We start from the raw sequence: 21,390 nt of genomic DNA, 5'->3' as shown, positions 1-21,390 counted from the left end.
GATCAGATCCGGAATTTCAACGCTTATGACCGCTGCCGCTCAATCCCGTTTGCTGAAGATTATTGATGCGGCTTACGGGGTTGCGTTGTCGCCCGCTCAGTACGAATCGTTCGCAGCTGAATTGGACGATTACATCACGGCGGGTGAGGCGAGTGCATCGGACGCCGAGCAGTTGCTGACTCACCTGGATAAGGCGTTATCGGTGCTGGAGCGGTTACACGCCATTCGGAAGCGCGAAGACGGGCCGGACGCTCTGGTCGAGCAGGAAATTGGTGCGGCCGCTATGGTGCAGCCCGATGGCGAGATTATTGCGACCAATTCAGCCTGGGACCGCACCATGAAGCTGGACGCCGGACCGGTCTGGAAGATTTCCAGCGATACGAGAGAGCAGGAGAAGATCAAATCGGCCATGCGCCGGTTGCATGAGGTTGTCGAACGTCGCACAAGCTTTACGCGGCTCGAGCATCTGTCGGTGGGGGTGCCGATCAGCCTGGCGATTCGCAGATGCCTTCAGGATGATGCACAGCACACGCGCTCAAACTTTCTGTTTCGTAGTACGCAACAGATCTGGTCTGATCAGATCAGCCAGCTTGTTGCGTCTGAATTCGACCTCACACCGGCAGAAGTGTTGCTTTTGAAGCGCATGGCGCTCGGGGATACATTTCAGGACGTCTCGGCAGATACCGGGCGCGGGATTGAGACTCTGCGAACCCAGTCAAAGTCCATCTATCGAAAAATGCATGTCAGTGGGCGTGAAGACGCGGTTCGCGTGGCGCTGCAACTTCACCTTTTGCTGTCCGGTGGAGATTTCGTTCGTGAAACGCCTATAAATGGTGAAAGGGAAGGGGTAGTGCGCCTGAAGTCTGGGCGCCGACTTGCCTGGCGCAAACAGGGGGATCTGAATGGAAGGCCTGCCCTCTTCCTGCATGGCATGAGCCAGGGGCATGGGTTTACGGATGCATTTCTGCGGAAGCTGATGCAGGAGAAGCTCTGTTTCATCTGTATCGACCGGCCCGGCTATGGGCGTTCTGATCCACCGAAAGACTGGCGCAAAAATGTCGATGAGTGGATAGAGATTTTCCCAGAAATCCTGGAGGCTCTGGGGCTTGAGCGGGTTCCGCTGGTGACCCATACGACTGGCGTGTTGTATGGTTGTTCGGCAGCAGCACATTATCCACCCCTTGTTTCTGGGGTCTACGCTATTGCTGGCGGCATACCGATTACGGATAACTCCATGCTTGCGGATTATCCGGCACAGGTTCGGATTGTTTCTCGTGCCGCGCGGTTTTCCTCACAGGCTCTGCGGTTCGTTCTTTCGACATCGACGGCATTTTACCGACGCGAAGCAGGACGAAATCGCATGATCGAGCGGACCTATTCGAGTGTCCCGAGCGATCGCAAGACGCTTGAAGATCCGGACGTTCGCGACATCGTTCATGCCGGACTGGAGATGATTGCGCTTGGCGGGTTCGATGGTTTTGTCGGTGATGGGCTCAGTATTTTTGCCGATTGGTCCGAATGCGTGGAACGTATGCAGGTGCCGCTTCATTATATTCTCGGCGACCAGGATCCGATCTGTCCGCTAAAATGGGCGCAGTCGTTTTCGCAGAAGTACCAGCATGTGAGCGTTACAGCTGTGGAAGAGGCCGGAAACCTTTTGCAGCATAGTCATCCGGACGTTGTGATTAATACGCTCATCGAGCTTTTTTCTGACGCCGACGCTTCAGGCGAAATGCTCGCAACCTGAGCTGCGTTTTTGTAACGCATGGGTGCGACGAAGGGATTATTGAATGTATCAGATACTTCTCGGTTTTGGTGGCCTGTTCGTGCTCTTCATTCTCGTACTGTTGTTCATTCACGGCACTCAAAAGCGTGAAAAGTAGCAAGCAGTATGCGATTTTTCCGGCACAGGCGTCTCGCAATTGGCGCGGGAATTGAAAAACGATGCCCTCGGACTTGCAAAGGCTCTACATCCGTAGATGATCTTCGTCAGCTATGACTGGGGAGATCTGGGCATGAAATTGAAATCGGCCATTCTGGCCGCGGGACTGGCTGTCAGTCTGGCGGCATGTGGTGGCGGCTCATCGGATGAAGTTTCCGGTGATGACGCAGAAAAAATAAGCATCAACAAGGATCCGTTTCCGTCGACATATACGGCGTATCCATCTGAGACGGTTCTCATCACCGGCGCGACCGTGTTTGACGGTGTCGGTGGCGAAATTCAGAACGGCGATGTTCTTCTCGTCGACGGCAAGATATCCGCGATCGGAGAGGGACTTGAAGCACCTGAAGGCGCGACGGTTATAGATGGCACAGGAAAATGGGTAACCCCCGGAATTATTGATGCCCACTCGCATTTGGGCGTCTATCCATCGCCTTCCGTCAGTGCTTTGCAGGACGGCAACGAGATCTCGGCGCCTGTGACGGCGGAAGTCTGGGCTGAACATGGTCTTTGGCCTCAGGATCCGAACTTCACCCGCGCTCTGGCTGGTGGCATTACATCGCTCCAGATTTTGCCGGGCTCGGCGAACCTGTTTGGCGGCCGCGGTGTCATCATCAAGAATGTTCCGGCACGCACGGTTCAGGATATGAAGTTTCCGGGTGCTCCATACACATTGAAGATGGCTTGTGGCGAAAACCCTAAGCGGGTCTATGGCTATGGCGGCGGACGTTTTCCGGGTGGCGCACCTTATTCCCGCATGGGAAATGTTGCAGGCTATCGCATGGCCTGGGCCGAGGCGGTTGAATACAAACGCGCATGGGAGAAGTACGAGAAAGACGGTGGCGAGCCGCCAAAGCGCAACCTCGAACTGGATACGCTGAAGGGTGTTCTGGACGGCGATATTCTTGTCCATATGCACTGCTATCGCGCTGATGAGATGGCGCAGATTATCGATATGTCCAAAGAGTTCGGCTACAAGGTCACAGCTTTCCACCATGCTGTTGAAAGCTACAAGATTGCCGACATTTTGGCTGAAGAGGGTATCTGTTCTGCGATGTGGGCCGACTGGTGGGGCTTCAAAATGGAAGCTTATGACGGCATTCGCGAGAACATCCCAATGGTCCATGCCGCAGGCGGTTGTTCCATCGTTCACTCCGATAGCGATATCGGGATTCAGCGTCTCAATCAGGAAGCGGCCAAGGCGCTCGCCGACGGGCGGAAGGTCGGCATAGACATAAGTAAGCCTGAGGCATGGACGTGGCTGTCTGCGAACCCTGCCAAATCGCTTGGTATTTTCGATCAAACGGGCTCGCTTGAAGTCGGCAAAAACGCTGACGTTGTAATCTGGTCAGGCGATCCGTACTCCGTCTACACGCAAGCTGAAAAGGTCTTCGTCGATGGGGCGCTGATGTTTGATCGAGATGATGAGGCCTATCAGCCTGTGATGGATTTTGAATTGGGTCAGCCTGGTGAAGGAGACGCAAAATGATCAGATCTCTACTCGTTACTGCCGCGGCGTCGGCATTCGCCTGCCTTCCTGTCGGGGCCGACACTCTGGCTTTTACCAACGCCAAAATCTGGACTGGTGGTGACGCAGGGCTCATTGAAAATGGGACCCTTGTTGTTGAGGATGAACAGATTGTGTCGGTTGGGCCAAGCGGTGCTATCGCCATTCCTGACGACGCTGTCGTGGAAGATGTTGGCGGTAAATGGATCACGCCGGGCATCATCGCGCCTTATTCGCGTGTCGGCGTCGTAGAAGTTGGTGCTGAAGACACGACCAATGATACAAGCTCATCCAATACGCGTTTCACTGTTGCGCTGGACGTCTCCAGAAGTTTCAACGCGAATGCGACGCCGGTGGATGTAACGCGCATTGAGGGCATTACTCGCGTGGCTGTCATGCCGGCAGCGGGCAGTTCACTCTTTGCCGGACAGGGGCTCATTGCGAATACCAGTGGCGACTTGCGCAAATCGATCACTAAGCCACGTGCTTTCCAGTACATGGTGATGGGTGAGCGCGGCGCGAGTGAAGTTGGTGGTTCGCGGTCTGCAGCCTGGCGCTTTCTGAATGGCGCGCTTCTCGATGCTCGCAGTTTTCCGACCCGCTATATGGCGCATGATCTGGGAGACAGTCTGTCACGCGCCGATGCGGAGGCATTTCGTCCTGTCATTCGTGGCGAGCAGCCTCTGTTCATAGAGGTTCAGCGGGCATCTGACATTCTCGAAGTCGTTTCCTTTAAGGAAGAAAATGACCGCCTGAACATCGTGATCGTTGGAGCGGATGAGGGCTGGCTTGTCGCAGATGAGCTGGCTGCTGCCGGCATTCCTGTCATTATCGACCCGTTCCAGAACCTGCCCATCAGCTTTGAGCATCTGGCGGCGACCGGAAAGAATGCAGAGCGTCTCGTGGCAGCAGGTGTGCCAACGGCCTTTGCGCATTTCGAAGATGCCAGTCACCAGGCACGACTTGTGCTGCAAAGTGCGGGCAATGCCGTCGCCAACGGTCTCGATTTCGATGATGCGATGGCAGGTCTCACGACCGTGCCAGCCAGCATTTTCGGGTTGGATGACCTTGGTTCTCTTGAAGCCGGAAAAACAGCAGATCTGGTGATTTGGTCGGGAGATCCGCTGGAGCTTATGACTTCACCTGAGGCGGTTTATATTTCTGGTGAAGCGCAGAGCTTGGAAAGCCGCCAAACCAAACTGCGTGATCGCTATCTTTCGTTGGATAAGAGCAAGCAACCGCTTGCCTACACGCCAAAAGACTAGCGCGGTTTGAGCTTTTTGATCGTGCCTGAAAAATTCAGGCACGGTCGTCCTTCTGCGGTAATTACCCCGCGCACGAATACCAATGAGCCGCCAGCACGCAGCACATCGCCGCGGACTTCCATCAGTTCTCCTGGCAATGCGCCTCCCATAAATTCGGAATTCATGGTTACGGTGACACCCGGCGTTTCGGCGACTTCGTCATGTGCAATGATGAAAAGGCCGAAATCGGCAAAGCTCATAATGCAGCCGCCATGCATGCTGCCATTGCCATTCATATGGCGCTTCTCAGCACGAAAGGCGCCGACATAACTGTCGCCTTCCTTTCGGAAAAAGAACGGACCAACACGCTTTTCAAAGCTATCATTGTCCCAGTAACGCCAGCCTTTGAATTCGCCGTCTGTAACTTCCTTGGTGCCCATCATCTTCCCCTGAGTGCTTTTCAGCGTTCATAGGAAGGTGTGAGATGAGTGTCCATTCCCTAATCTACGGAACGGACCTCTCCACCGCCAAAGATAGATTTCGAGACTTCCGGTGTGCCGCGATACTGCACATCCCCGCCACCGAATATAGAGACATTCAGTTCGCTTGATGGGCTGACCTTGATATCGCCACCACCTTTAATAGAGACGTCGACTTTGTCTGCAGGCACTGCGAATGCGTTTACATCGCCGCCACCGAGCAGTTCGATCTTAAATTCATCACGCTTTTCGAAAGCGCCTTCGAAATCAATGTCTGCGCCGCCTTTGATCTTCAGGCCTTCAATACGTGGCATAGTAACAATGCCGGACCGGCTGTTTGAGCCGACACATGATTTATAGCAACTCAGCACGAGCGCATCGTCGTCAATGCCGACAGCCCAATACGAATTGTCGCTCGTGTTTTCAAACGTGTAATCGCTGCTGAAGCGGATCATGATTTCTCCACCACCTCGCAGCTCGACCCGGTCAAAGGGGGCAAGCTTCGTGACAGCGTTCGCTGTTGGAGCAAAGCTGGATGGTGCGGCGTCTACGATGATGCAGCCAGAAAGGGCGAAGGCGGACACTGCCGTCAAAAGAAATTTCATATTACGTTTCGCATTGTTTTTCGATATAATAATTATTGAATAACAACAAAATCGATGCCTGTCTATGATGTTTTATGTCTGTCGTTTGGCTGTTGCGATAGTCGGCTATCGACGACGGGACGTGACGCGATTATGGTCCCGTTCAAAGCAAATCAGAAGTCTGTAGGGGTAGAGACATGGCATATGATCAGGAAACACGCGACGCTTTGATTGAGATGGTTCGTAAGTTCGTGAACGAGCAGTGCAAGCCGATCGAGGCGCAGGTCGCCGAGGAGGATGCTGTTCCACAAAGCGTTGCGGATCAGATGAAAGAGCTTGGTCTGTTCGGCATCTCGATTCCTGAAGAATATGGCGGCCTCGGCCTGAATATGGAGGAAGAGGTTCTTGTCGCGCTCGAGCTCGGTCAGACCTCTCCTGCATTTCGATCTGTCGTGGGAACGAATATCGGAATTGGCAGTCAGGGCGTAGTCATGTGGGGCAATGACGAGCAGAAATCGACATGGCTGCCGAAGATCGCGAGTGGCGAGGTGATCACCAGTTTCTGCCTGACCGAGCCTGAAGCGGGATCCGATTCCGGTTCCGTGCAGACCAAAGCCATTCGCGATGGTGACCATTATGTCCTTAACGGAACGAAACGCTACATCACCAATGCGAACAAAGCGCATCTGCTGACGGTCATGGCGCGCACCGATCCGGATACGCCGGGCGGCAAAGGTCTGTCAGCGTTCATTGTTGAGACGAATACGCCGGGTGTTTCCATCGGAAAACCGGAAAAGAAAATGGGCCAGCAGGGCGCGCATATCTGCGATGTTAACTTTGACAATGCGCGTGTGCCGGTTGGCAACCGTCTTGGTCAGGAAGGCGAAGGCTTCAAGGTTGCCATGTCGGTGCTGGACCGCGGGCGTCTGCATATTTCGGCGGTATGTACCGGTGTAGCAGAACGTCTCATTCATGAAATGACGAATTATGCTGTTGAGCGAAAGCAGTTCGGTCAGCCGATCGCCAATCACCAGCTTGTTCAGGCCATGATGGCTGATAGCTATGCCGAAGCCTATGCGGCGCGTTGCATGGCGCTTGATGCTGCCAAAAGGCGGGATGTTGGCGAGAATGTCACCCTGCTGGCAGCCAGCTGCAAGTTGTTCGCGTCAGAAATGGTGGGCCGTGTCGCTGACCGGGCCGTCCAGGTCTTTGGTGGGGCTGGTTATGTGAGCGATTATGGCATTGAGCGCTTTTATCGCGATGTGCGCATCTTCCGTATCTATGAAGGGACAAGCCAGATCCAGCAGATGGTCATTGGGCGTGGTCTCGCAAAGCTCGCGAAGGACGGCTTGATCTAAGCGCTTAAGGGGAAGCCTTGCTTCCTCTACGTTAGCATTGTGAGAGCCCAGCGGTAAGGTTAGTCTCTGTCCAAACAGATCAGGGAGGACAGAGATGGAATTTGTAGGCGGATGTTATTGCGGTCAGGTCCGTTATAAGGCGAGCGGTGATCCGGCTGTGAAGTTGCAGTGCAATTGTCGTGAATGCCAATATCTCACCGGCGGTGGCCCGAACTTCGTGGTTGGGATGCCTGAAGCGGGTTTTGAGTATACGTCTGGAAAACCCGCGACTTATACGCGGTCAGACCTTGATGCTCCGGTCACGCGCGAATTCTGTGGGAATTGCGGAACACCGCTAACATCGCGCGCGCCAGCTATGGCAGGCGTTGCTTTGGTGAAAGCGGGAAGTATGGATGATCCGAAGGCGTTCGGAACGCCTCAGATGGTTATTTTCGATTGCGATCATCAGCCGTTTCACACCAACCCGGATGGGGTGCCAACCTTCGATAAGGTGCCTGGCTAGATCCGATGAAACAAAAGCAGGGCGGAGCGCCGCCCTGCTTTTTCTTTTGGGGCTCCGAACGTTCCTACCGGCAACCCAGAACTTGATTGCGTTGGACCAGCTAGTTCGCGAGCTCAGGGCGAACCTGGTAGTGATCACCATTATTACCAATGAAGATTTCACTGATTTGTGGGTGGTCGATCGGACCACCGGTTGCGTCGTCCAACAGATTCTGTTCGGAGACATAGGCCACATAATGGCTCTCATCATTCTCGGCGAGGAGATGATAAAAAGGCTGATCCTTTTCCGGACGCATGTTCTCGGGAATGGATTCCCACCATTCGTCCGTATTAGCGAATTCAGGATCGACGTCAAAGATCACGCCCCGAAACGGAAAGAGGCGGTGTTTGACGACCTGTCCGATCTGAAACTTAGCAGTGCGATCTGTCATGAGCGTTATCCTCGTCGCTTAACATCCCTAAAGAGATAGATACGCAAATGCCCAAGCTCAAGAGATGAGAGCTTTTGCTAACCAGAACTGTTTGCTAAGGTGGTGGTAACTTAAGCATTTAGAGCGGCCATATGCTCACGTCCAAAGCGTCCCAGAAAAAGGGACGTCGGCGGGCGAAACCTGCCTTTCAGTCCAAATCCATGTTCGCAGCAGTGGATTTAGGGACAAACAATTGCAGGCTCCTGATTGCGGAGCCGCGAGGCAAACGGTTTCGTGTCGTCGACTCATACTCTCAGATCGTCCGTCTGGGCGAAGGTATGTCTGCATCCGGCGTCCTGTCGGATGATGCGATCTCGCGCACCTTGTCGGCGCTGCAGGACATTCGCCAGAAGATCAAAGGCTATCCCATCCGGCGCATTCGATGCGTCGCGACGCAGGCTTGCCGTGTTGCAAGCAATGGGCGGGAGTTCGTCGAGCGTGTACAGCGCGAGACCGGGCTTACTTTCAAGGTCATTTCGCCGAAGGAAGAGGCCCAGCTTGCTGTTGTCGGTGCCCTGGATCTGGTTGATGCGGAAAAGGACGTTGCTCTGGTCGTTGACATCGGTGGCGGTTCGACAGAACTCTGCTGGGTCGATGCACGCAAAGCGAACAAGATCGGACTGAACGGCGCCTTGCAGAAAGTGCCCATGCTCAACTGGGCCAGCTTTCCCATTGGTGTCGTGACCTTGTCCGAGATGTTTCCAGAACGGAATGATCCGGACTGGTATCCTCAGATGCTGAATTATGCGCGCTCTCAGCTGGAGAGTTTTAAACATGGCAGCAAATATTCTGAGCTCTTCGAAAAGGATCAGGGGCATCTGATAGGGACAAGTGGAACGGTGACGAGCTTGTGTGCCGTGCATATGAACCTTGATCGGTATATTCGATCCATCGTGGATGGCGCGCATCTGAGCCGTGTTGACGCGATTGCAGCGCGCGAACGGCTGAGTGGTCTGACACGTGAGGAACGCTCCTTGATCCCATGTATTGGTGATGGACGGTCCGATCTGGTTCTGGCGGGATGTGCGATTATGGAAGCTGTCTGGCAGCTCTGGCCATGCAGCGATATGCGTGTCGCGGATCGCGGGCTGAGGGAAGGGCTACTCTTGTCACTTATTCACGGGAAGCCGCCTAAAAAACGACGCCGTTCGGGCAAGAAGAAAACAGCAAACGCCGAGACAGCAACAGAAGGTCAACCAGCTCATGACGGATGATGGAAAACGCCGCTGGACCGGCAAGGGTATCGGCCAGGGCAAGGGAACAGCTGGCCGAACGGCGAAAAAGAAAGTGCCAGCTTATAACGCGCGCACCGAGAGCTCAAAGCGCTGGATCGAACGCCAGATGGCCGATCCATATGTAAAGAAAGCGCAAGCTGCAGGCTTTCGTTCAAGAGCGGCGTTCAAGCTTCTGGAATTACAGGACAAATTCAAACTTATAGCGCCGGGCGATTTTGTCGTGGATCTGGGAGCTGCGCCTGGTGGTTGGGTGCAGGTCGCTCAGCAATTGGGTGCGAAAAAAGTCGTCGGCATCGACTTGCTGGAAATCGAACCCATTCCTGATGCCGTATTGCTGAAAGGTGACGTCGCTGACGAAGCAATGATGACACGCCTCTTGGAAGAGCTTGGTGATAAGCCGAATGTCGTGCTGTCAGATATGGCGGCAAACACGACCGGGCACCGTCAGACGGACCATTTGCGAACTGTTGCGCTTGTTGAACTGGCGATCGAATTTGCGTTCGATACGTTGAAGCCGGGTGGTACTTTCTGTTCGAAGGTGTTTCAGGGCGGAACCAGTGCCGAGCTGCTTGCGACGCTCAAGCATCGCTTTCAGGAAGTGAAACACGCAAAGCCGCCGGCCAGCCGAACGCATTCTCCGGAAATCTATGTGGTCGCGAAGGGCTTTAAAGGATAGGTCTCAGGCCTCTTCGCAGATTTGTGCCCAATAGCCATACATAGGTGGCAGAACGCCTGGCACACTGCCCATATAGCCGTGGGAATCGACGATGACCGCCATACCGTCCTCGATTTCAGGAGCCCAGAATTTCACTTCATTTGTCAGATTGAAAATGCAGAGGACGCGCGTGTCCCCGTGGCCGCGCATGATGGCGAGCACGCCGTCAGGGCTTGGCAGGACGTTCAAGCTTCCAACCCGCAATGAACGCGTTGCCTGACGAACTTTCATGATCTTACGCGTGAAGTGCAACGTTGAACTCAGTTGGGCTTCCTGCTTGTCGATTGTACGTTCGAGATGTGCATCGTCAATCGGTAGCCACGGGTCTTTGTTTGAAAAGCCGCCGAACGGCACGTGAGAATTCCACGGCATAGCCGTTCGTGCACCATCGCGGCCCAGCGTGTGCGGCCAGTTTTCGATAGCTTCCGGGTCCTGCAGGAATTCAAATGGGACATTTGCCTGAGGCAATGCCAGTTCTTCGCCCTGATAGATGAAAATATTCCCGCGCAGGCTGGCGAGCAGGAGAAGATAAAGCTTGGCGTGGCCTTCCGTATTGGCGCCGTGACTCCAACGAGTGAGCGCACGTGGTGCGTCATGATTGGAGAAAGCCCAGGATGGCCAGCCCTGGCCGTCTTCTTCGTTCCAGTAAGATAAGGCGCGTTCTGTTACGTCCGCTGTCAGTTCCGGTAAGTAGAGGAAGTCAAAGCTATATGCAGAATTGAGACGCCGGTCACCTTCAGTGAAAGCCATTAGCTCGGTGATGGGCTCGGGACCTGCAACCTCAGCGACCGTGAACTTGATGCCGTATTCATCGAGCACTGAGCGCAGGCGCTCCAGAAAGATGACAATGCCTGGGTGTGAGCGGTTGTAATCATGTCGCTGCATGTCGAATGGGCGCGTCACAAACTGCATTGGCAGTCCGGATGGCGGATTATCCCGGAAGGCCAGGTCGTGCATCATGAAGTTCACAGCATCCAGGCGGAAGCCGTCTACGCCTTTTTCCAACCAGAAGCGTGCGACGTCCAAAAGCGCATCCTGTACTTCCGGATTATGCACATTCAGGTCAGGCTGACAGGGTAGAAAATTGTGCAGATAATACTGACGTCGATACCCGTCCCACTGCCAGGCAGGCCCGCCGAAATAGGACTGCCAATTATTGGGAGGTGACCCATCTGGCTTGGCATCACGCCAGACATACCAATCCGCTTTCGGGTTGTTCTGGTCCTGACGGCTTTCGCGAAACCAGTCGTGCTCATCAGAGGTATGAGAATAGACCTGATCAATGATGATTTTCAGGTTCAGCGCATGCGCTTTTTCGATCAGTTCTTCGAAGTCTTCCATGCGCCCGAAGAGAGGATCCACACTACAATAGTCCGACACATCATAGCCGAAATCGCGCATAGGCGATTTAAAAAACGGAGAAATCCAGATCGCATCGACTTCCAGAGAGGCAATGTGGTCCAGACCCTCTGTAATGCCCTTGATATCGCCGACACCATCGCCGTCTGAATCGAGAAAGCTGCGTGGGTAAACATGGTAAATGCTCGCGCCTCGCCACCAATAGTCTTTGCCTTCCTCGGTCGGGTGGGGATTGATGATGGGAGAATAATACCGAGGCACTGACAAAAACAGATCTCCCTTCATATACGCACATCGCATTTTGGTATGCAGGACGACGTCCAACAAAGCTGATGCGACGTCAACACATCGAAGCTGCTGCTTGTTGAGCAATTAGCTCTTTTTTTTCGTCTGACGACAAGTTTGATCGCCAAGTGCCCAGGTTTTTATCGGGGCTGCTCAAATGCTGCAGTCCGCTTTCCGCGCCCAGGAGGCATTGATTCTAGCCGGGAAACCTAGCGCATCATACGGAGAATTTTTTGCCCGTATGAGTTGGGAAACAGCCTTTGCAGCAAGTCGCCGCCTTTCGCATCCTTGCCAATCAAGAGCCTGGTCTGGCGCTTTTCAATCGCCCGGATGATCAAACAAGCGGCGCGTTCAGGCGGCATGGTCAGAAAGGTGTTCATACGCTGCTTATTTGACGCTAGTTCGTCGTCGCCGAATTCGGTGGTTCCGCGTGCACTATTTGCAATGTTCGTTGCAATGCCGCCTGGATGGACCTGCGTGACAGCGACATTTGTATCGGCCAGTTCCAGACGCAAGCTCTCTGAAAATCCCCGAACGGCAAACTTACTCGCACAATAGGCCGTTTGTCCTGGCGGTGCGATGAGGCCAAACAGGCTCGACAAATTCACGATCTGGGCGATGGGCTGGGACTTCAAGTGAGGTAGCAGGGCTTTTGTGAGCCGGACTGTTGCCCAGAAATTGATGTTCATCAGCCATTCGAAATCATCGAGAGACATGCCGTCAAATGATCCTGCGATGGCGACGCCCGCATTGTTGATCAGGACATCAATGCGTCTCTGATCTGTCATCAATCTTTTCGCGAATGCGCTGAGTGCAGCGGCATCACCGACGTCAACAATCTCACTTGCCAGAACACGACCTTCTGGCAGCATGGATATGGTTTCTCTGAGACCGGGTTCGGAAATATCGCAGAGTATGAGACTGGCATTTTTGTAGGCAAGCTGGTGGGCAAGTTGGCGCCCAATGCCGCTGGCTGCGCCGGTGATGAGTACGGCTTTTCCGTTCAGATCGAAGCTTTTGTCCATGTCTGTGTATGGTCCCGTCCAGAGGTTCTGTGTCGCAGGTCGCATTCTCGTACACCGAATAAGGCATGAAACGAACGCGAAAGCACGTAAGGCTGCTCCTAACGTCGTTGATATGCCAGCTGATTTCTGGTGGCGATGCGGAGTAGAAGACGAATGAATGAGGCTGATTCAGGACGAACGGCATCTGATGTGTCAGGGCGCGAACTTAGCCCGACTACGCTCTTCGTGTTTGCACTTGCCACGGGCGCTTTCGCAGGCAATCTTTATCTTGCGCAGCCCCTGATCGAATTAATCGGCCGTGACCTGAACATGTCGACAGCGACGCTTGGGTTTATCGTCATGCTGACTCAGATCGGTTACGCGATGGGTATGTTCTTCATTGGACCTGTCGGGGACGTCGTCGAAAATCGACGGATTATTCTGGCCTCTGTGCTATGCGTGATTATCAGCCTGCTCGCAGTCGCATTGTCCGTTTCGCCAGCGATGTTTTTGATCGCATCATTTGTTGTTGGTCTGTTTGCAGTGGGAACGCAGGTTATCGTGCCGCTGGCGGCAAATCTGGCAACCGACGAGAAACGCGGTGCGCAGATCGGTACGATCATGGCAGGCCTTCTGGGCGGCATTATGCTTGCGCGACCAGCTTCCAGCTATATTGCCAGCCAGTTCGGCTGGCGCGCGCCGTTTCTGGCAGCCGCCCTGCTGATGACTTGTATTTTCGTAATGCTGTGGCTCAAGACGCCGAGATATCAGCCCAAGGGACAGTCCACATATGGCTCGTTGATCAAGACCATGATCCGACTGCCAGTCACTTCTGAAGCCTTGCGGCGCCGCGCGATCTATCAGGCCATCGTGTTCGCTGTCTTCAATATGTTCTGGACGTCTTCTTCGCTTGTGCTGACGGAGTCGTTCTCGCTCAATTATGAGCAAATTGCGCTTTTTGCACTGGCCGGTGCTGGTGGGGCGCTTGCGGCGCCATATGCGGGAAAGCTGGCTGACCGTGGCTTTGCACGCATCGCATCTGGAGGCGCAATCGCCATTATTCTTGTCTGTATGGCTCTGAGTGTCCCGATCGTGAATCTGACATGGCTGATCGCCTTTGCCATTCTCGGGATTGTGATCGACGCTGCGACGCAGGCCAATCAGGTGCTCGGACAGGCGACCATTTATGCGGCGCTGCCTGAGGCGCGGGCGCGGGCCAATGCTTTCTACATGACGAGCCTGTTTGTCGGCGGCGCCGTTGGTTCCATGCTGGCGCCCATCTGTTTCGATCTCGGTGGCTGGCCGATGCTGGTCAGCGCGGCCTCTGTTTTACTTCTTTTGGCGCTTGTCTATTGGGCGAGCGAGTATCTTTCCAAGCGCAGCATTGCGTCGACAAAGGGATGAATTTGATGAAGCCTTTTTTTCTTTCTACGGCAATTCTGGCCCTAACTCTTGCGGCGTGTGAGACGGGAACTGCCGTTGACGAAGTTGACGCTAAGCCTCAGGCAGAGGCGCAAGTCGCGTTCACGAATGCGACAGCCATGCAGGGCTATGACAATCTCGGGCTCGTCAAAGGTGCCCCTAAACCATTGCCGGAAGCACGCGGGACGCTGATCGCGAATCCGCAAGCTGTCTTCGCTGATGCTATCGGTTATGCAGCAGATACGAATAGCTATAGCCTGCTCGTCTGGTGGAAGGGCAATCTGGTCCTTGAGACGTATTTCGATCCGTACGATCAGAACGTGCGTCCAGAGCCAGCTTCAATGCATAAATCGCTGTTGGGTCTCGTTACAGCCAAGGCGATTGCAGACGGATTTATAGAGTCACCAGACACGCCGATCGGGACATTTATTGATGCCTGGAAAGACGATCCGCGGGGCGAAATCACCGTTCGCCAGTTGCTGACCATGTCATCGGGGTTGGCGCCGCTATCTTATGAGGGTGGTGAAGAGGCGCCTGCGCGAAAATTCATGGCCGGGACGCTGAATGCGCGAGCAACGCTGCTGAATATGCAGCTGGAAGAAGGCGCTGAGCCACATTTTCACTACATCAATACGGTCAGTCAGCTGTTGATGCTCACGCTCGAAGAGGCAATTGGGCAGCCATATGCCGAATATCTGTCAGAACAGATCTGGCAGCCGATTGGTGCTGAAGATGCTTATGTCTACTATTTCGAAGAGGATGGCTTCCCGCGTGGTTATGCATCTTTTCTCGCTACTGCGAAGGATTGGTTACGTCTTGGGCTGCTCGTCAAAGACAATGGTGCATTCGGTGGTGAGCAGATCATTGATGCGTCAGTTGTTAAAGCGCTGAAGGCGCCATCGGAGCTCAATCCAGATTATGGCTGGCAGATCTGGCGCGGCGAAACCTACGAGGAGAATCGCTTCTACAATGACGAGAAGGCGGGGTTCTCTGTCTATGCGAGCGCGCCTTATCTGGCTGATGACCTTGTATATTTCGATGGATTTGGAGGGCAGCGCGTCATTACCAGTGAAACAGAAGATCTGGTGATTGTGCGTCTCGGCGATACGCGAACAGACTGGGATGATGCCAAACTGCCGAACCTCGTGATCGGGGCGCTCCACACGCTCGATGCGGAATAATTGTCATGGAACCGCACAAGGTCGATACACTGATACGGAACGCCTATATCGTCACGATTGATGAGGGGCGAAGGGTCTTCACGAATGGCTATATGGCCATTGATTCTGGCAAAATCGTAGCTGTTGGCCCAGATCCTGACTGCGACTATATTGGCGCGGACACAGTCGATGCTGGGGACAATGTACTTCTGCCTGGCTTTGCGAATGCGCATAATCATCTCGTGCAGAGTTGCTTTCGCGGCTATAACGACGATCGCTGGCCCGTGCTTGATATTCCGGCGGCTGTTCGATCTCTCATCAAGCAGCTCTTTCTGATTTCAGATCGGATGGATGAGGAGCGGACCTACAAGATTGTCCGTATGCATGCGCTCGAGATGTTGAAGCTCGGATACACGGCGACACATGACGAGCACTTCACCAACATCCGAAAAGACAGTGTCGATGGCTCCTGGGCGGCAATCCGGGATTCTGGGATGCGGGGCTATCTCTGCCGTTGCATCGCCAACAGTCAGAGCGTGCCGGAGGCTGGGCGAGAGGCGGTTGAGGATGGTCTGGTCGAGCTGGAGCGTTTAGCGGCTGCCCATGCGTCGGAGCGAATTCATGTCGCTGGCGGCTTTCTGAACTTCAATTTTCTGGCAGATCCGGAAGATATGCGTCGTATCCGTCATGGGTGCGACGCGCTCGGCATTCCGTTCGGTGTCGACATGACTGACAACAGCCGTGGCGCGGCCCTTAAAGCACGCGGCTTTGAGGGCGGTCAGGTCGAGTATTACCGGCAGTATGATTTGCTGCACACACCGGTTTATGCTGGCAAAGCGGTGAATGTTCACCCGCATGAATTCGACATATTGGCTAAACATGATTGTCGAACGTCGCTGGTACCGGTGCTTCGTTTCTTTGATGGGACGGGAATCCCGGTCCATGAGTTTCTGAGCCGGGACATGCTGCCGGCGATTGGCACAGATGCGCCTCTGGTGAGCGACTCGCAGAACCCGTTTGAGATTATGCGGCTTATGATCTTTGCTCAGAATATTGCTGTCAAAGCCAATATTGCTGGCGGTGGAGAGCGACCGAGTAAAGAGCATTGGCTGACGGCCGAGAAATGTCTTGAGATGGCAACACTTGGCGGCGCGCGGACACTTTTCCTAGATGATGTGTCCGGAAGCCTGGAAGTCGGCAAAGATGCCGACTGTATTCTCGTCGATCTGAACAGGGTCGAAGCCCAGCCAACCCATGATAATTTGCGAACATTGGGCGCGCTCGTCTGGGGTGGTCAGGCAACGCAGATCGATAAGGTTTGGGTCGCGGGTGACAAGCTGGTCGATGGGGGGCGGTCTACCGTCTGGGACGAGGAGACGGTTATCCGCGAGGCAAATGATGTTCTCTTGGAGATCGCTGCAGAAACCGGCTTTCACGACATGCTACCCGCACGGGTGCCTCAGCAGACCTTCCGCGGCTGGACCTATTACTGACAATAATCTGAACAAATACAGGTGACGAAAATGGCGGAAGCGAACTCGAAGACCGTTGTGGTAACGGGCAGTACCAGAGGCATTGGTCTGGGTATCGTAAAAAGTCTGATCGCGCTTGGATGCAATGCCGTGATCACGGGGCCGACGCAGGCTGCCTGCGACGCGGCGTGCAAGGCGGTCGCAGATACGCAACAGCGAGCTGATCAGGTGATTGGCGTGGCGTGTGATGTACGTGAGGAAAAACAGGTCCAGGCATTATGGGATCGAGCTATCGACGCTTTTGGGAAGGTCGACGTCTGGATCAATAACGCGGGGCTTGCTCTGACTGGGCCCGTTCTGTCTGATTTACCAAGTGACGAATTTCGCAAGATGCTGGAGATCAATCTGCTCGGCGCCATGCATGGCAGCAAGGTCGCTTTTAATGGCATGAAGGCGTGCGGCGGAGCGATCTATAATGTCCTTGGTGCAGGCTGGCAGGGGGAGATTGTCCCGAACATGATCGGATATGCGACCTCCAAATCCGGATTGACCTACATGACACGGGCGTTTGCTGCTGAGGCGGCTGGAAGTGGCGTGCTTGTAAACGGGATTGCACCTGGCGTCGTCATAACGGAGGGCTTTTTGCGTGAGCAGGCGAAATCAGACGCAGGTTTGTCGCCAGAGCGTGCTGCAGTTCTGAATATTATTGGTGATCACACCGAGACAATTGGCGACTGGATTGCCGAACTGTCTGTGACGAACACGCAAACCGGTGAACTGTTCAACTGGCTTACGCCTGAGCGTATTGCTGAGCGAAAAGCCATGGTTCCGTCTCGCGGCGTGCTGTCCCGCTACGCGTTGGTCTGAAGCGGTGTAGCGGTTCTCAAAGTTGCTGCCATCACAATAGGCAGAAAACCGCACTAGAAAAGTCAGTTTTCGGGCGTATGCGTTTCGGACTGGCCTGACATATTCGCTCTGCGAACTTTCCTTTCGCATGTCTTTGTCGTTTCCCCGTTTTCGAGCGCTCATTCTAGCAATGACGTTCGAGGAGGGGCGAAAACAAATGCAAATTTCAGGAACGAATACCATTAGGTCATTTGGCTTGATGGCTTCCCTTATCTCTCTGGTTGCTCTTATGGGGTGCCAGCAAGATTCAGCTTTTCCTGCATCAGGTGCTTCCGGCGACACGATGAAATCAGAGGCGGTAGGCCAAGCGCCTGAAAAAGTCGGCCTGGTGTCAACGAAAGACGGCGATCTGCAGGGTGTGCTGCAGAAAGACGCCGCATACATAAGTTATCTGGGAGTTCCGTTTGCAAAGCCGCCTGTCGGGTCTCTGCGTTGGGCGCCACCTGAGCCAATTGAGTCCTGGGAAGGTGTACGTGACGCAGGCACTTATGGTCCGGACTGCATGCAGGTAGCAGCGAAGCCAGGTGCCTGGAATTACTCTGAAGATCAGAATTATAGCGAAGACTGCCTTTATCTGAATGTCTTTGTGCCTGAGAAAGCCAAGTACAGCGGATCGCCGCTTCCTGTCATGGTTTGGTTTTACGGCGGTGGCTTCTTTGCGGGTGGAGCAAGTCAGGACGTCTACCGAGATCCAACGGCTTATACCGATGAAAACGTCATTCTCGTCATTCCGAACTATCGCGTCGGCGCGTTTGGTTATTTGGCGCATCCGGATCTGAGTGCAAAATCAGAATCTGGTGTGTCGGGTAATTACGGCACGATGGATAATATTGCGGCGCTAGAGTGGGTTCAGGACAATATCGCGGCCTTTGGCGGTAATCCTGATAATGTCACGATCTTTGGTGAGTCAGCCGGTTCGATCATTGCGAATGTTTTGCTGTCGACGCCTTCGGCATCAGACCTCTGGAGCAAGGGGATCGCGCAGAGTGGTGCTATCTGGGGGCTAACGCCTCCGATGAAGACACTGGAACAGGCGGAGAGTTGGGGGGAAGAGTTTCTATCCGCCCGCGGTGCGACAACAGCTGAGGAGGCGCGCGCGCTTCCTGCCGAGGCGATTACAGGGCTGACGCCGGAAGAAGCCGTCGAACACCAGTTTGGTTTTCAACCCATAGCGGATGGACAGCTTACGCCCCGAACGACGGGTGATACCTTTCTGCTGAAAGAGCAGGATTCGAAGCCGATTATCATCGGATGGACGCGCGATGAAGCGGCCGGTTTCTTCCCTCCAATCGAAAGTGAAGAGGCCATGATGAGCTGGTTTAATAGCCAGTTTGGCGCGGCCGGTGCTGAACTTGCTGAGGCTTATCTGGAGCGCGATGGTCAGTATCGCGATGCTATGATCGGTGCAGCATCTGGAAGTATTGGGCAGGGAACTCTGGTAGAGGCCGCAATACACTCTGAAAAGTCGGATATCTGGGTGTACCGGTTCGATCATCCTGCGCCAGGTCAGGATTACGCCGTACACGGCGTCGATGTCAGCTACACGTTCGGCCATTTTCCAGATGGTGTGAACTGGACTGATGCGGACCGCAAATTGAGCGAAGATCTGGTGAGCTATTGGGTATCGTTTGCGAAATCCGAGGAGCCGGATGCGTTCGGATTGCCCGAATGGCCCAAATACGATCCGGAAAATCCTGAAATTCTGTATTTCGATACACCGGTTCGCGTTGGTGAGATCGAAAACTATGGGCGGCTCATGAAGACGATCAAAACGGAAAATTACTCGCGTGATCCGGCACTGAAAGCGCTACAGGAGTAGGTGTAAAATGTCTGGTGACAATCGCATTAAGCCGCGCGGTATCGAGCGCCGGAATCTATTGAAGGCGGGTATCGCTGCACCAGCCTTATTTGCAGCGTCGAGCGGGCAATCTGCAAAGGCTGATGGCGTAAAGGCTAACGCTTGCGACGCGGCCAAAACTGTAGAAACGCCTTCGGACCTGATCGTGAGCACCGATAAAGGCAAGGTGCGAGGGTATATTTCATCAGGAATTCGCACGTTTAAGGGGGTTCCTTATGGCGCTCCGACGGGTGGTGAAAACCGCTTCATGCCACCAAAGCCTCCCGCGCCCTGGAGCGAAGTTAGGGATGCATTCGATTACGGCGCTATTTGCCCGCAGGAAGCGCCGGGGCCTGGTGGGCGCTTTGGTTTCATGTTGCGACCATCGCAGGGATATGCAGATGAAGACTGCCTGAACCTCAATATATGGTCGCCAGGGCTGGATGGTAAAAAGCGCGCCGTCATGGTGTGGATTCATGGTGGCAATTACACCACAGGGTCTAGTTATAGTCTCGCCTGTCAGGATGGTGAATCGCTGGCGCGCAAGGGTGATGTCGTTGTTGTTTCGGTGAACCATCGCCTGAACATTCTCGGGCATATGGACCTCGCCGCGATTGGTGCCACTGATGAGCTGTCGGGCTCCGTCAATGTGGGGCTGCTTGATCTTGTTCGGGCACTGGAATGGGTGCGCGACAATATCGAAGCATTTGGCGGCGATCCGGGAAATGTGACCCTGTTTGGCCAGTCGGGTGGCGGATTGAAAATCGCTCATCTCTCCGGAATGCCCGCAGCAAAAGGTCTGTTTCACAAAGCGATCTCGCAAAGCGGTTCCCAGGTTGAGCCATTTGATGATGCGATGACGGCGCCACTGGCACAGAATGTCATGGAAGAGCTGAGTTTGGAGGAAGGCGATGTCGCTGGTCTGCAAGCTGTGCCGATAGATCGCTTGCAGGCAGCCGCCCAGAAGGTGTTGGCGGATTGGCGGTTGACGTCTGGTTTTGCTGATATCTGGAAGACGGTCGGCTGGGCCCCTCGGATAGAGGCGAAAACACTGCCTTATGCGCCTTATTCGCCGGAGGCTGGCGACGTCTCGCGGAATATTGCCTTAATGGCTGGTTCGGCGCGTCACGAATTCAGCCTGGCTGTGTTTAACCCTTCGGCTGAGAGCATGACTATGGACGAGCTGCGGGCAAGTCTTAAGTCGATGTACAAGGATCCGGACGCGGTCATATCGGTTGCACAAGAGACCTATCCGGAGGAAAAACCGGTTGGTCTCTATTCGGTGATCAGCGCTGCGTACTTCAATCGAACAAACGGCATCAAGCAAGTTCAGGCCAAGGCGGCTCTCGGTGGAGCGCCAGCATTTCTCTATCAGTTTGCGTGGCGAACTCCCGTTCTCGATGGCACGCCAAAAGCTTATCACTGTGCTGAGTTACCATTCGTTTTTGCGAATGCGGAACGAGAGCCGCAGGCAACAGGTGGCGGCGCAGATGCGCTAGTGATCGAAGAGCAGGTTGCGGGTGCGTGGATCGCTTTCGCAAAAACGGGAAATCCATCGCATGCAGTGCTTCCAGATTGGGTGCCTGTTGAGCCGGATACGGTTCCGACAATGATCTTCGATACGACGCCACATCTTGACGCAAATACAGATCAAACGCTGAGAGATATGGTTCACGCTCAAAGAAAGTGATAATTATTATTCTTGGAAACCAACTGTAGTTGAAATATCGATCGTGAATATTGTATTCCAGTATTATATAAATCGATCAATGAATATAATATTCACTTAGCGAATAAACGCATTTATCCGGATTTAAAGTATATCCAATGATTCAATCATCTATTCATGTGTTGTGAGGGTAAGGAAGTAATCTCTTGCTCGCATAAGATATATGAATAGGGGAAATACT

At 54.0% G+C, this 21,390-nt stretch carries 18 protein-coding genes; 13 read left to right on the top strand and 5 right to left on the bottom strand.

Going from position 1 to position 21,390, the window contains the following annotated elements:
- The first annotated feature begins 25 nt into the window (after positions 1 to 25).
- The 3 genes from ACFQDM_RS19110 (at position 26) to ACFQDM_RS19100 (ending at position 4,714) form a co-directional block, all read left to right on the top strand.
- Positions 26 to 1,747, top strand: a complete 1,722-nt coding sequence (locus tag ACFQDM_RS19110; RefSeq protein ID WP_377382269.1) for an alpha/beta fold hydrolase — start codon at positions 26 to 28, stop codon at positions 1,745 to 1,747.
- Positions 1,748 to 2,015: 268 nt separating this feature from the next.
- Positions 2,016 to 3,431, top strand: coding sequence for an amidohydrolase (locus tag ACFQDM_RS19105; RefSeq protein WP_377382266.1), 1,416 nt, complete (start codon positions 2,016 to 2,018; stop codon positions 3,429 to 3,431).
- Positions 3,428 to 4,714: an amidohydrolase family protein gene (locus ACFQDM_RS19100; protein ID WP_377382263.1), complete on the top strand. Its 1,287-nt coding sequence runs from the start codon at positions 3,428 to 3,430 to the stop codon at positions 4,712 to 4,714. Before ACFQDM_RS19105 ends, ACFQDM_RS19100 begins: the two co-directional genes overlap by 4 nt.
- Here ACFQDM_RS19100 and ACFQDM_RS19095 read toward each other — a convergent pair.
- Both ACFQDM_RS19095 and ACFQDM_RS19090 read right to left on the bottom strand, forming a co-directional pair.
- Positions 4,711 to 5,136 (bottom strand): PaaI family thioesterase, encoded by a 426-nt coding sequence (locus ACFQDM_RS19095; RefSeq protein ID WP_377382260.1) that lies wholly within the window; start codon positions 5,134 to 5,136, stop codon positions 4,711 to 4,713. The genes ACFQDM_RS19100 and ACFQDM_RS19095 overlap by 4 nt on opposite strands.
- A 56-nt stretch (positions 5,137 to 5,192) precedes the next feature.
- Entirely contained in the window at positions 5,193 to 5,777 is a 585-nt protein-coding gene (locus ACFQDM_RS19090) for a GIN domain-containing protein (RefSeq protein ID WP_377382257.1), read from the bottom strand.
- A 176-nt stretch (positions 5,778 to 5,953) separates the two neighbouring features.
- Between ACFQDM_RS19090 and ACFQDM_RS19085 the strand changes: the two genes are divergently transcribed.
- Together ACFQDM_RS19085 and ACFQDM_RS19080 are read left to right on the top strand one after the other, a co-directional pair.
- Positions 5,954 to 7,114, top strand: coding sequence for an acyl-CoA dehydrogenase family protein (locus ACFQDM_RS19085; protein ID WP_377382255.1), 1,161 nt, complete (start codon positions 5,954 to 5,956; stop codon positions 7,112 to 7,114).
- 94 nt (positions 7,115 to 7,208) lie between these two features.
- Positions 7,209 to 7,616, top strand: coding sequence for a GFA family protein (locus ACFQDM_RS19080; protein ID WP_377382252.1), 408 nt, complete (start codon positions 7,209 to 7,211; stop codon positions 7,614 to 7,616).
- A gap of 100 nt (positions 7,617 to 7,716) precedes the next feature.
- Here the strand turns inward: ACFQDM_RS19080 and hspQ are convergent, their stop codons facing one another.
- The gene (gene hspQ / locus ACFQDM_RS19075) at positions 7,717 to 8,046 is read right to left on the bottom strand and encodes a heat shock protein HspQ (RefSeq protein WP_377382250.1); all 330 of its coding nucleotides are present in this window, start codon (positions 8,044 to 8,046) and stop codon (positions 7,717 to 7,719) included.
- 131 nt (positions 8,047 to 8,177) lie between these two features.
- Between hspQ and ACFQDM_RS19070 the strand changes: the two genes are divergently transcribed.
- Both ACFQDM_RS19070 and ACFQDM_RS19065 read left to right on the top strand, forming a co-directional pair.
- Positions 8,178 to 9,299, top strand: a complete 1,122-nt coding sequence (locus tag ACFQDM_RS19070; RefSeq protein WP_377382247.1) for a Ppx/GppA phosphatase family protein — start codon at positions 8,178 to 8,180, stop codon at positions 9,297 to 9,299.
- Entirely contained in the window at positions 9,289 to 9,996 is a 708-nt protein-coding gene (locus ACFQDM_RS19065) for an RlmE family RNA methyltransferase (RefSeq protein ID WP_377382245.1), read from the top strand. Before ACFQDM_RS19070 ends, ACFQDM_RS19065 begins: the two co-directional genes overlap by 11 nt.
- A 3-nt stretch (positions 9,997 to 9,999) precedes the next feature.
- On the opposite strand, the gene ACFQDM_RS19060 is transcribed toward ACFQDM_RS19065, so the two are convergent.
- On the bottom strand, positions 10,000 to 11,655 hold the full coding sequence (locus tag ACFQDM_RS19060; protein WP_377382510.1) for an alpha-glucosidase: 1,656 nt from the start codon (positions 11,653 to 11,655) through the stop codon (positions 10,000 to 10,002).
- A gap of 233 nt (positions 11,656 to 11,888) precedes the next feature.
- Positions 11,889 to 12,749, bottom strand: coding sequence for an SDR family NAD(P)-dependent oxidoreductase (locus tag ACFQDM_RS19055; protein WP_377382242.1), 861 nt, complete (start codon positions 12,747 to 12,749; stop codon positions 11,889 to 11,891).
- A 108-nt stretch (positions 12,750 to 12,857) separates the two neighbouring features.
- Between ACFQDM_RS19055 and ACFQDM_RS19050 the strand changes: the two genes are divergently transcribed.
- The 6 genes from ACFQDM_RS19050 (at position 12,858) to ACFQDM_RS19025 (ending at position 21,170) form a co-directional block, all read left to right on the top strand.
- Entirely contained in the window at positions 12,858 to 14,087 is a 1,230-nt protein-coding gene (locus ACFQDM_RS19050) for an MFS transporter (protein WP_377382240.1), read from the top strand.
- Between the two features lie 5 nt (positions 14,088 to 14,092).
- Positions 14,093 to 15,286, top strand: coding sequence for a serine hydrolase domain-containing protein (locus tag ACFQDM_RS19045; protein WP_377382237.1), 1,194 nt, complete (start codon positions 14,093 to 14,095; stop codon positions 15,284 to 15,286).
- A gap of 5 nt (positions 15,287 to 15,291) precedes the next feature.
- Positions 15,292 to 16,758: an amidohydrolase family protein gene (locus tag ACFQDM_RS19040; protein ID WP_377382234.1), complete on the top strand. Its 1,467-nt coding sequence runs from the start codon at positions 15,292 to 15,294 to the stop codon at positions 16,756 to 16,758.
- Between the two features lie 30 nt (positions 16,759 to 16,788).
- Positions 16,789 to 17,604, top strand: coding sequence for an SDR family NAD(P)-dependent oxidoreductase (locus ACFQDM_RS19035; RefSeq protein ID WP_377382231.1), 816 nt, complete (start codon positions 16,789 to 16,791; stop codon positions 17,602 to 17,604).
- Positions 17,605 to 17,971: 367 nt separating this feature from the next.
- On the top strand, positions 17,972 to 19,462 hold the full coding sequence (locus ACFQDM_RS19030) for a carboxylesterase/lipase family protein (protein WP_377382228.1): 1,491 nt from the start codon (positions 17,972 to 17,974) through the stop codon (positions 19,460 to 19,462).
- Between the two features lie 7 nt (positions 19,463 to 19,469).
- Entirely contained in the window at positions 19,470 to 21,170 is a 1,701-nt protein-coding gene (locus tag ACFQDM_RS19025) for a carboxylesterase/lipase family protein (RefSeq protein ID WP_377382225.1), read from the top strand.
- Positions 21,171 to 21,390: the final 220 nt, after the last annotated feature.

Source organism: Ponticaulis profundi (genome assembly GCF_042659465.1).
GTDB classification, from domain to species: Bacteria; Pseudomonadota; Alphaproteobacteria; order Caulobacterales; family Hyphomonadaceae; genus Ponticaulis; species Ponticaulis profundi.
This window is presented reverse-complemented; position numbering and strand designations above follow the sequence as displayed.